Genomic DNA, 11,669 nt, shown 5'->3' on the forward strand with positions numbered 1-11,669 from the left:
TGCAAATGGCTGGGTTAGTCCCGAAGCTTTTGAAAAAGAATATTTGAAAAATTTAGAGGGAACCGCTGTCTAATTATTTGGCTAGGATCATGTCTTGGAGAAGGTTTAAAGTTTATTTTACCTTGCCCATGAGCATCACCCACTTTATTTCTCAATGATCCTAAACCTTCAATGATGGAACTACATCCTCCGAGAATTTGTTTGAAAGTCTGCTCCGTATGTTGAGATGGAGCAAGGTTTAATTCTTTACTCACCAATCTATACAGTTGATTTATATCTGGAGCATTGCCATAACCGACTTCGTATTCATCAAGAATATATTTGCAGGTCGACTCTAAAAGTGTTCGAGCTAATGTAATCGCACCTTCGGGATCTGTACTTCTTCGCTCTAATGCTTTCTGCCATATTTGATGTATATAATCCGAGCTTAATTCAGCAATCTTCAACTGTACTACCTGATCCAATAGAGGAACATCTAGACTTTCTAATACATTAAAGAATTCTTTAAATTCCGAATAAATATAATTTTCACGTTCAGCGTAAGATTCAAAATCCCACTTAATCCTAGCTTCAAATTCATCTAATGTGCGTGTGTCTTTAATAAAAAATGGAATATATTCATAAAAGTTTTTAAATGTCAGTAACTCTTGTCTAAGCTGCATAAATGCCTCTGAAGAACCTTTTTCATAAGTATCAGTAGCTCTAGCTATTAGCAATTCTTGTAAAAGTAAAACTTTTTCAATTAAATCGGACATTTGAGGACTCTTTATTCATTTTTTAATCTTTTTCAATTCTATATCTAATCACCTATAAATCTATAATTTGCTTATTAAAAAAGCCCCTTTCGGGGCTTTTTTAATTCTTGATTATATCAATTAGCCAATAAATTTACGTGCATTACGGAACATACGTAACCAAGCACCGTCTTGATCCCAGTCTTCTGGTTTCCAGGAATGCTGGAGCGCGCGGAAGTTACGTTCAGGGTGCGGCATCATAATCGTTGCACGGCCATCCTGAGAGGTTACACCGGTAATACCTTCCGGTGAACCATTCGGGTTCAACGGATATTGTTCAGTTGCATTGCCATGGCTGTCGACATAACGTAGAACCACCTGATTCGATGCATTCAGTGCAGCAAAGTTTTCCGCCGTTGCAACTGCACGACCTTCACCATGCGCCACAGCGATCGGCAGAATCGAACCTTGCATGTCTTGTAACAATACTGAATTCGATTTTTCCACACGAACGTTCACTGCTCGCGCTTCAAATACTTCAGACGTATTGCGATGGAAACGTGGCCAAGCATCCGCACCCGGAATTAATGGAGCCAATTGAGACAACATTTGACAACCATTACAGATACCGAGCGAGAAGGTTTCTTGACGGTTGAAGAATTTCTCAAACTGGTCACGCAATTTAGCATTGAACAATACGGATTTCGCCCAGCCCCCACCAGCGCCCATCACGTCACCATACGAGAAGCCACCACACGTTACCAAACCTTCGAAATCATCCAGGCTGATACGACCTGCCAGCAAGTCACTCATGTGGACGTCAACGGTATTGAAACCGACTTTGTCGAAAGCTGCCGCCATTTCAATATGACCATTCACACCCTGCTCACGCAGAATTGCCATATTTGGACGACGCAAGTTAATGAAAGGTGCTTCAATCGCTTCGTTCAAGTCGAATGTTGGTTGGGCGATAATACCTTTGTGCGCTTTATCAGTAATTAAGGCAAATTCCTGATCTGCAGTTTGTACGTTGTCACGTAGGCGCTGGATTTCATGAGAAACTTCAGTCCATGCCACTTGCAGGTCAGCACGTTCAAGTACCAGACCATTGATAGACAATTGGTCCATATTGTTTACACTACCAACCACTGCAATTGCATCTTTAAGCGTAGATGCTGCAACTTCAGCTTGTAATGCTTCCCAATCTGCTTTGGCAATTTGTAGAACTGCACCAATCTCTTCAGCAAATAGGCTTGCAGTTGATTGATCTTCTAGAGCAACACCCAGACGTGATGCGAACATCATTTCTGCAACAGTCGCCAATAAACCACCATCACCGATGTCATGATACGCCTTGATCAAACCACGGTTGTTCCAGTCTTGAACCAATGCGAAGAATGCTTTGAAGTCATCGAAGCTATCCACATCAGGAGTAACTGAACCAATTGCTTTGTATACCTGCGCCAGAATCGAACCGCCTAAACGGAACTGACCTTTAGACAGATCAATACGAACCAATATAGATTCAATATCTTTCAGTTCAGGAGTCAATGTTTGACGCACATCAGTCACTGGCGCAAATGCAGTGATCACGCCCGACATTGGAGAAGTCACAGACTTGTCTTCACCTTCATCATTCCAGGTGGTACGCATAGACAATGAGTCTTTACCGACTGGAATCGCGATACCCAGTGCAGGACACATTTCCATACCGATGGCTTTCACGCCTTCGAACAATGCCTGATCTTCGCCCGGTTGACCCGCAGCAGCCATCCAGTTTGCAGACAATTTGATGTCGCTGATTTTTTCAATCTTCGCAGACATGATGTTCGAGATCGATTCAGCCACCGATAAACGTGCAGAAGCAGCAGGATTTAACAAGGCTACTGGAGGACGCTCACCCATTGCCATCGCTTCACCAGTGTAACCGACAAGACTTGTAGTTGTCACAGCAGCATCCGCGACAGGAACCTGCCAGCGACCTACCATCTGGTCACGCGCGACCATACCGGTAATCGAACGGTCACCAATACTGATCAGGAATGATTTAGAAGCCACTGTCGGGTTTTTCAGAACGCGATAAATCGCATCTTTTAAATCCGTAACTTTAGCCGCGTCAAAATCATCGCCTTTACGTTCAATCGTTTCATAGGAACGGCTCATACGCGGAGTACCGCCAAGCATCACCTGCATTGGCATATCCACCGGTTTGTTGCCGAACAATGGATCTTCAACGGTTAAGTGACGTGCTTCAGTCGCCTCACCCAGTACTGCAAACGGACAACGTTCACGCGCACAGATTGACTCAAATAATTCTAAAGAAGATGGACGAATCGCCAATACATAACGTTCTTGCGCTTCGTTTGACCAGATCTCCATTGGCGACATGCCAGGTTCTAAAGATGGAATCTTACGAAGATCCAGCACTGCACCTAACTCGTGATCATTCACCAGTTCAGGCATGGCATTTGATACACCACCCGCACCCACGTCATGTATCGACACGATTGGGTTGTGGTCTTCCATGCGCCAGCAAGTATCGATCACTTCTTGGCAACGGCGTTCCATTTCCGGGTTTTCACGTTGTACCGAAGCAAAATCAAGGTTCTCGCCCAATTTACCGCTATCTACAGAAGATGCAGCACCACCGCCAAGACCGATCAGCATGGCTGGACCACCGAGTACGATCAGCAAATCGCCCGGTAAGATCGGATCTTTTTCAACGTGATCTGGACGGATATTTCCGTAACCACCAGCGATCATGATTGGCTTATGGAAACCTTTAACATCGCCATTCACGTTTTGTTCAAAGGTACGGAAGTAACCGTTTAAAGCTGGACGACCAAATTCGTTGTTAAACGCAGCACCACCAAGCGGGCCTTCAATCATGATTTGTAACGGCGATGCCATACGCGATGGTTTGCCGTAGTTTTCTTCCCAAGGCTGTTCAAAGCCCGGAATATTCAGGTTAGATACCGTGAAGCCGGTTAAACCTGCTTTAGGCTTACCACCACGACCGGTCGCACCTTCGTCACGGATTTCACCGCCTGAACCTGTCGCTGCACCGGCAAATGGTGCAATTGCTGTTGGGTGGTTGTGGGTTTCCACTTTCATCAGGATGTGAGCAGCTTGGCTCTTGTATTTATAAACCTGATGCCCGTTATCTTCTTGAGTTGGATAAAAACGCTGGGTATCCGAACCGACAATCACCGAAGCATTGTCTTTATAAGCCGACAATACATCTGTTGGTGATTCTTTATAGGTGTTCTTGATCATCTGGAACAATGATAATGGCTGAACTTCACCATCAATGGTCCATTCCGAACCAAAAATTTTATGACGGCAATGCTCAGAGTTGGCTTGCGCAAACATCATCAGTTCGATGTCATTCGGATTACGACCTAGCTTGATGAAAGCCTCAGTCAGGTAATCAATTTCGTCCATTGATAATGCAAAACCAAACTCGTTGTTGGCTTTTACCAGTGCTTCTTTACCTTCACCCAGAATATCAATCGAGTTCAATGGTTTTGGCGCAGTTTCCACAAATAATACCGCAGCATCTTCAATCGCATTGAATACGCTTTCAGTCATACGGTCGTGAAGTACTTGCAATGCTTCTTTAGAGAGCTTTTTTACGCCCTTCAAAGTAAATAAAATGCCGCGTTCAAGTCGATGAACCGGCGTATTACAGTTTTTGAAAATGTCCGTCGCTTTAGAGGACCAAGGAGAGATGGTTCCGACGCGCGGTGTGACTAAAATCTGGATTTCATCACTTGCAGCCTGGTGCAATTCAAAAAATTGACCATCGTTGAGAAGCTGTAAAGCTGATTGCTGTTGTTGCTCGCTGAGCGCTTGGTCAAAGAGGTAGACCCATTGACTTTCAATTGATTGAACAGAACTAATTGACGTCAAACGCGATAATAGTTGAGTTTTCTTAAAAGAAGAATGTGCGGGTGCACCGGCAACGATAAACATGCTGATTTTGGCTCCACGGGATGGTCTGAACAACCATGCCACAATGTGACTTGAGAGAGCGCATATTCTACTGTGAAATAAGGAAATCGGCTAGATGCCAAAGCAGAAAACTACGCCTGAAATATCTTGGACTTTTAAAATATTTTGTTTATTTTCAGGCAAGAAAATTGAATGTAGTCGCACAGGTTATCACATTTTTTAAAAGAAAAATCAAAACCGGTTCAGAATAATTTTCTATATAAAAATTGTATTATTTTTCAACAAGAATCAGTGCAAAATCAAATTCAGGTTTTATTGTCATGATCTGTCAAAGCTCCGATTTAGGCCAAAATGAAATACTTGATTACAAGATTTCATAAAGTCGTATTTTTGCAGACTGTTTTTAATTATTTTGATTGACTCTTAACTTTGACTTTTAAGATTAGAAAACTGGTTAAAGGTCTTCTGCCGTTTTCTGTACTACAAGGAACAGTTCTCCGCTCATCTCCGCCATTCCAGCACCAGAAGCAGATTACTCCCCATAGAAACGAATAATTAATACTGAGCGGTATTTTAATCTGACATCATATGCGGGGGGAAACCGAACATCTATTCTCATCTTCTAAAAGAATAAAAATAAAATTCCTTATTTAATCCCTTTATTTTTTCATATTTGATATTTATTTTCTTAGATCATAATTAAGCGAAATTTACTCATCTAAAAGACCAAAAATGATATCGACAAAATTACCCCACCATATCCAATATTTTGAAATTTCATCACTTATTCATGAGCTCTATTATGCGCAAAAAGCAGAATATAAATAGCAAAACACCACTCGTATTTATGAGAAAATTTACCATGAATTATGAGGCTTATATAAAAAAATAATGAAGAAATGATTAATAATAAAATTTTGTTACCTTTTTTATTTAATCCGTATTCTCAGGTTTTATTTAACTCGAAAAGTTTAAAATAAATATTTGTAATTGATGAAAAAATATAGAAAATTTTCTTTTTTATTCAACTAACAGAATAACAGGCCCACACGTCTATATCAGCTAAGAATCTTACCAAATAGACACTTCATCAGTAAATTTGATGATTTTATGTTAAGCTCTAGCCGAATTGCTGAGGAATTGTCCAAATTCTGGGCCTGGCAATAGTTTTTCCTTTCTGCTGTAGAGATGAATATAAATTCTATATTCGGACACTAATTTTTTGATGTTCTATAGCTTCACTGCTCTGTCTATTTTAGAGCCTTAATCTGTCACCAATGATTTAATTTTCAAAAACAAAAGGTGACCCGCTTAAGGAGTATGTATGTTTCAATTCACTAGTACAGCAACTGTACTATTGATGGTGCTTTTCTATGGCATCACCTTTTTACTATCGTTACGTATCAAACAGAAAAATGAAAATGTCGATGGCTACATGGTCTCGAATGGCTCCATCGGATTTGGAATGTCTGCGGCCAGTATGACCGCCACCTGGATCTGGGCCGCATCATTTTATGCAGCGGCTTCATCCGGATATACATACGGCGTTTCCGGTGCCCTACACTATGGTTTGTGGGGTGCGCTGATGATTTTATTTATCTATCCCTTTGGTAAGCGCTTTCGTGAACTGGCGCCTAATGCACACACTTTGGCAGAAATCATGCATGCCCGGCATGGCAATCAAAGCCAGATGATTCTGGCGGGTTCCAATATTGTGGGTAGCGTGATCAGTCTGATGGTGAACTTTACCGCTGCCGGGGCACTGGTTGAAATTTTATCTCCTTTAAGCTTTATCCATGGTGTGCTGATTACCGGTATCGGTGTACTGTCCTATACCCTCTGGTCGGGCTTCCGCTCCTCAGTCTTTACCGATTTTGGTCAGCTGGTGGCGATGATTGTCGCGGCTGTGATCATTATTCCAACCTTATTCTTTACCTTAGGTGGGCCATCCCTGTTTCAAAGCGGGATTCATCACCTGCAACCGGAACAGCTGGATTTTTTCTCTAAAACGGCCTTTCTGGAACAAGGCGCACCGTTTTTTGTTGCCGTATTGGCCTACGCGATTGGTAATCAGACCATTGCCCAGCGCCTGTTTGCAGTCCGTGAAGATCTGATTAAGCCAAGCTTTATTACTGCAACGATTGGTTATGCTGCAATTGTTATTGGTCTAGGCATGCTTGGATTATTGGCGTTATTTGCAGGTATTCAACCTATTGATGGCAACCTGAATAACCTGATTCCGCAAATGGCAGCGACTTATCTTTCGCCATTTATGGTCGCGCTGTTATTCATCATGGTGATTGGAGCCCTGTCTTCTACCGCTGACTCGGATCTGTCTGCCCTGTCTGCGATTGTCATGACGGACATTTATGGCAAACAGATTGCGAAAAACCGTCCTGATCCAAAGAAAATGCTATTTATTGGCCGTATGACCATGATCGTTGCCACCATGCTTGGAATTGTGATTGCCACCTTGAAGTTTGACATTTTATCGATGCTGATTTTTGTGGGTGCACTTTGGGGCTCTATTGTGTTCCCGGTGATTGTCAGCCTGTATTGGGACAAGGTGAATGCCCGGGCCTTTAACTGGTCAGTGGGCCTCGCATTTTTCAGCTTTCTGATAGTACGTTTTGAATGGCTTCCGATTCAGGGATTGATCGCACTTGGCTTTGAACTCGTTGCGACCCTGGGGATTGGTGTGGTGCTGGGTCTGATGACCTTTGGTTTCTTCGGCAAGAAAGTGGGTCTGGTCGTTGGCATATTGGCCAGTATTGGCTTCATGCCATGGACCATCGGCTTCTTGCGTGAATACGGCACCTTGTTAAGCTCACTAACAGCTTATGGCAGTAGTGCGCTGGTATGTACTGTGTTGACGCTGGTCTACAGTAAAGAACGATTTGATTTTAAACAAATCAATAAGATGGTGATTGAATTTCACCAGCTATCTGAGAAAAGTAAATAAGGAGATTTCAGATGACAAGTCAATTATTGACCCTATATGTACTTTTTTGGCCATTGGTGGCAAGCCTGGTCTTGTTCACGATTTGCCTGAATGTCTATAAAGACACACAACAGGCCAAGAAAAATGGCGAAGAGCTAATTTGATTCTTCATCCTAAACAAAAAGCAGGCCATTGAGTCTGCTTTTTTATTGTTCATTTGATGATTTCGATTTTTAATCTCAGTCTTTTCCAGCTGACTAAAATAACAATAGGGAGCATGACAATTCATGTCGCACTGCCCTAGTGCAGGAGCTAGTTTTTTGGCATGATGCAAATAGTGGATCACTGAATAATGATAAATGACTCAAATGCGTTGGTTAGAACTGCTTTCGACAGTTCGGATTGGTAGTAAAAAGCAGAGCACTGAACTGGCACGAAGCCCGTTTCATAAAGATTATGACCGTATTATTTTTTCGCAAAGCTTCCGGCAGTTAAACCGCAAAACCCAAGTCCATCCATTGACCCAGCATGATGGCATTCATACCCGTTTAACCCACTCACTGGAAGTCTCCTGTATTGGCCGTTCACTCGGTATGCTGGCTGCAGAGAAAATCAAAGATAATTTACCTGCCTGGATTTCTCCGGCTGATGTTGGTGCCATCATTCAGGCCGCCTGTCTGGCACATGATATTGGTAATCCGCCTTTTGGCCATGCCGGCGAATATGCCATTCGGGAATGGTTTGACGATGCATCACATACCGACTTCTTAAAAAACCTGAGTCCCGAACAGGAAGCGGATGTCCGTCAGTTTGAAGGTAATGCCCAGGGCCTGCGTCTGCTGACCAAGATTGATTATCATCCTAATGATGGCGGTATGCGTCTGACCTATGCCACTCTGGGCGCTTATCTCAAATATCCGTGGCTCTCGCAAACCATTGACCCGACCGGCAACACCCCTGCCAGCCGTCGTCCGAAATTCGGCTGCTACCAGTCTGAAAAAGAGGTTTTGCAGGAAATTGCTGAACATTTGGGCCTGATCCAGCTAGGTGACTATCATTATTGCCGTCATCCGCTGACCTATCTTTTAGAAGCTGCGGATGATATCTGCTATGCACTGATTGACCTGGAAGATGGCATCAGCCTGAATATGCTCAGCTATGCGGAAGTTGAACCAGTCTTTCTGAACTTGCTGGGTGAATATGGTACGCCTGAAGAAATCAATATGCCTTATACCACCTGGCAACAAAAAATTGCCGCGCTGCGTGGCCGGGTAATGAAACGTCTGGTAGAAGAAGTTACTACAGCATTTGCACGACATCAGCAGGAAATTCTGATGGGCCAATTACAAGGCTCATTGCTGGGTTATTGTAGTGCTGATATTGAAATGGGTATTAACCGGGCCAAAGAACTGGCGCGAGACAAAATCTTTGAACATCCGCAAAAAGCAGGTCTGGAAATTATCGCACATCAAAGTTTGCAGACGATTCTGGATGCCTTTATTCCATTGAGCACGCCACAGAAGACATTGAGTTTTAAGGAACAACGATTAATGGCTATTTTAAAACGCTCAGGTGCATATTTCGCAGATGATCACTATGCCAATATCATGCAGGTGCTGGATATTGTCTCCAAGTTTTCTGATCATCAGGCCTATAATCTGGCGCAGGAACTGCATGGCAATAAAGCCGGGTTACTCTAATGTGAACGAGCGCCTGATGATAATCTCAGCAAAATCACTGCTTTTGAATGATAGAGTTTTGCCTTTATCGAAAATGCTGACTACTATGCCTGTATTAAATTTGAGTATATAAAAAATGATTGGATGCCTGATTGGGGAAGTGCTGGCACTTGAAGCGCCTACTGTTTTATTAAATGTAAACGGCGTAGGTTATGAGATTGACACTCCTTTAACCACTTTCTGTCAGTTGCAAAAAGGCCAGAACATTACCCTGTGGACCCATCTGGCTGTTCGTGAAGATGCCCAGTTACTTTATGGCTTTATCAATGCGCAGGAAAAAACCATTTTCCGTACCTTATTAAAGGTGAACGGCGTTGGTCCGAAAATGGCGCTTGGTATCCTTTCCACTTTAAGTGTGGAAATGCTGATCCACACCGTTGAACATGAAGATATCAATACTCTGGTCAAGGTTCCGGGGGTGGGTAAAAAGACTGCAGAACGCCTGATGATTGAATTACGTGACCGCTTTAAAGCCATGGCTTCAGGTGCTGTGCCAAGTAATTCAACTGCACCACAGATTCAGTTTATGGGCAATTCAGCCGTGGCTGAAGCGGAAGCTGCATTACAGTCCTTGGGCTATAAGCCTGCTGAAGCACAAAAACTGGTGAATGCCGCCAAAGGCGAATTTACAGAAGCCAGCGATATTATCCGCGCTGCATTAAAGTCGATGAATAGATAAATCGTAGTCCACCATCAACCCAAATTTGATAAATGTATGGCGACAAGGATGTCGCCCGTTGAACTGGGGTGTAGGACACACCCTCAGTTCAACAAAAGATTTTTGTTACTTTTGATCTTTCAAAAGTAAAACAACGCCTACACAATGGCAACTAAACACAAATCATTATTTGAGGCTGTTTCCGCAGCATCAAACAGCTTCAATAAAGAGATTAAGTTAATAGATATGCAAGACCGTCTCATCAGTGGTTCTGAAAAACCCGAAGATCATTTCGATCGCGCCATCCGCCCAACTTCCCTCGATGACTACATCGGTCAACCGGTGGTTCGTGAGCAGATGGAAATTTTCATTGGTGCAGCCCGCGGCCGTGAAGAAGCCCTCGATCACACCTTGATTTTTGGTCCGCCAGGTCTGGGTAAAACAACGTTGGCCAATATTATTGCCCGAGAAATGGGTGGCAATCTTAAGTCAACTTCTGGTCCGGTTCTGGAACGTGCCGGCGACTTAGCCGCGATGCTAACCAATCTGGAAGAAGGTGATGTCCTGTTTATTGACGAGATTCACCGTCTTTCACCCGTGATTGAAGAAATCCTGTATCCGGCAATGGAAGATTATCAGCTCGACATCATGATTGGTGAAGGCCCTGCTGCTCGCTCGATTAAACTGGATTTACCGCCATTTACCTTGGTAGCTGCAACTACACGTGCCGGTCTACTCACCTCTCCGCTGCGTGACCGTTTCGGAATCGTACAGCGTTTAGAGTTTTATTCGGTTGAAGATTTAACCCACATTGTCAAGCGTTCAGCCAATTTGATGGATGTACCTATGACGGGAGATGGCGCAAAAGAAATTGCCCGTCGCTCACGAGGCACACCACGTATTGCCAACCGTTTATTGCGCCGTGTCCGTGATTACGCTCAGGTCAAAGGGACTGGTGAAATCAATCAGGATATGGCCCAACGTGCTTTGGACATGCTCAAAGTCGATAAAGATGGTTTAGATACCCTCGACCGCCGTTACCTGTCGATGTTACTTGAGCGTTTTGATGGCGGCCCTGCCGGTGTTGAGGCACTCGCAGCAGCTATGGCGGAAGACTCAGGCACGTTGGAGGATGTCATTGAGCCTTACCTGATTCAGCAAGGTTATGTGATGCGTACTGCGCGTGGTCGTATTGCCACCAATATGGCGTATTTGCAGTTTGGGATGACACCACCTGAACCGAAAGAGAAGTGATTTCAAGAAGCAGCTTAGGCTGCTTCTTCATTTAGCATATTAATTAAAAATATGTTTAAACTTGCATTAATATATCCCAACTTATATTCAAGTTCTTCTAGTTGGTCAGTACAATCCTTATCTCCCAAAATACAGCTAATTAACTGCGTTGCCATATCTAATAAGTCAAATAACTCCTTTCTAACTTGTTCATCTAGCACCTCACCTGGTCTGATATATGAAAGCACCTTGGTTATACTATTTTCAAACTGATGGTAATTCAGCTTTAAACTTTCATTATCTAAACTGGCTATGTTTTTATTAGATCTCTTGCGAAAGTTAATTTAAGAGCGTCCAGTTCACCATTCCAGCAATTAAATTCATTCTTAGACCAAATCGTTTCCGTCTAT

The 11,669-nt window shown here is 43.2% G+C and carries 8 protein-coding genes; 5 read left to right on the top strand and 3 right to left on the bottom strand.

Features of this window, described 5'->3' with window-relative positions; translation table 11 throughout:
- Window positions 1-14: 14 nt before the first annotated feature.
- Both NI464_RS15130 and purL read right to left on the bottom strand, forming a co-directional pair.
- Window positions 15-755 carry an abortive infection family protein gene (locus NI464_RS15130; RefSeq protein ID WP_253139418.1) on the bottom strand — a complete coding sequence of 247 codons (741 nt, stop codon included), beginning with the start codon at window positions 753-755 and terminating at the stop codon, window positions 15-17.
- Window positions 756-875: 120 nt separating this feature from the next.
- On the bottom strand, window positions 876-4,709 hold the full coding sequence (purL, locus tag NI464_RS15135) for a phosphoribosylformylglycinamidine synthase (RefSeq protein ID WP_253139421.1): 3,834 nt from the start codon (window positions 4,707-4,709) through the stop codon (window positions 876-878).
- A gap of 1,303 nt (window positions 4,710-6,012) precedes the next feature.
- Here purL and NI464_RS15140 point away from each other — a divergent pair.
- The 5 genes from NI464_RS15140 (at window position 6,013) to ruvB (ending at window position 11,280) form a co-directional block, all read left to right on the top strand.
- Window positions 6,013-7,650: a sodium:solute symporter family transporter gene (locus NI464_RS15140; RefSeq protein WP_005265803.1), complete on the top strand. Its 1,638-nt coding sequence runs from the start codon at window positions 6,013-6,015 to the stop codon at window positions 7,648-7,650.
- 11 nt (window positions 7,651-7,661) lie between these two features.
- Window positions 7,662-7,793, top strand: coding sequence for a putative transporter small subunit (locus NI464_RS15145; RefSeq protein ID WP_004645659.1), 132 nt, complete (start codon window positions 7,662-7,664; stop codon window positions 7,791-7,793).
- 195 nt (window positions 7,794-7,988) lie between these two features.
- Window positions 7,989-9,329, top strand: a complete 1,341-nt coding sequence (locus NI464_RS15150) for a deoxyguanosinetriphosphate triphosphohydrolase (protein ID WP_253139424.1) — start codon at window positions 7,989-7,991, stop codon at window positions 9,327-9,329.
- Between the two features lie 115 nt (window positions 9,330-9,444).
- Window positions 9,445-10,047: a Holliday junction branch migration protein RuvA gene (gene ruvA / locus NI464_RS15155; protein ID WP_180037150.1), complete on the top strand. Its 603-nt coding sequence runs from the start codon at window positions 9,445-9,447 to the stop codon at window positions 10,045-10,047.
- Between the two features lie 225 nt (window positions 10,048-10,272).
- Window positions 10,273-11,280 (top strand): Holliday junction branch migration DNA helicase RuvB, encoded by a 1,008-nt coding sequence (gene ruvB, locus NI464_RS15160; protein WP_004279105.1) that lies wholly within the window; start codon window positions 10,273-10,275, stop codon window positions 11,278-11,280.
- A gap of 14 nt (window positions 11,281-11,294) precedes the next feature.
- Here the strand turns inward: ruvB and NI464_RS15165 are convergent, their stop codons facing one another.
- Window positions 11,295-11,480 carry a hypothetical protein gene (locus tag NI464_RS15165; protein ID WP_253139427.1) on the bottom strand — a complete coding sequence of 62 codons (186 nt, stop codon included), beginning with the start codon at window positions 11,478-11,480 and terminating at the stop codon, window positions 11,295-11,297.
- Window positions 11,481-11,669: the final 189 nt, after the last annotated feature.

Source organism: Acinetobacter lwoffii (assembly GCF_024129685.1).
Classification (GTDB): domain Bacteria; phylum Pseudomonadota; class Gammaproteobacteria; order Pseudomonadales; family Moraxellaceae; genus Acinetobacter; species Acinetobacter lwoffii_X.

What these genes read in the sequence shown, in the direction of transcription:
- NI464_RS15130 (WP_253139418.1), bottom strand. Translation starts at nt 755, where the DNA reads ATGTCCGATTTAATTGAAAAAGTTTTACTTTTACAAGAATTGCTAATA.
- purL (WP_253139421.1), bottom strand. Translation starts at nt 4,709, where the DNA reads ATGTTTATCGTTGCCGGTGCACCCGCACATTCTTCTTTTAAGAAAACT.
- NI464_RS15140 (WP_005265803.1), top strand. Translation starts at nt 6,013, where the DNA reads ATGTTTCAATTCACTAGTACAGCAACTGTACTATTGATGGTGCTTTTC.
- NI464_RS15145 (WP_004645659.1), top strand. Translation starts at nt 7,662, where the DNA reads ATGACAAGTCAATTATTGACCCTATATGTACTTTTTTGGCCATTGGTG.
- NI464_RS15150 (WP_253139424.1), top strand. Translation starts at nt 7,989, where the DNA reads ATGACTCAAATGCGTTGGTTAGAACTGCTTTCGACAGTTCGGATTGGT.
- ruvA (WP_180037150.1), top strand. Translation starts at nt 9,445, where the DNA reads ATGATTGGATGCCTGATTGGGGAAGTGCTGGCACTTGAAGCGCCTACT.
- ruvB (WP_004279105.1), top strand. Translation starts at nt 10,273, where the DNA reads ATGCAAGACCGTCTCATCAGTGGTTCTGAAAAACCCGAAGATCATTTC.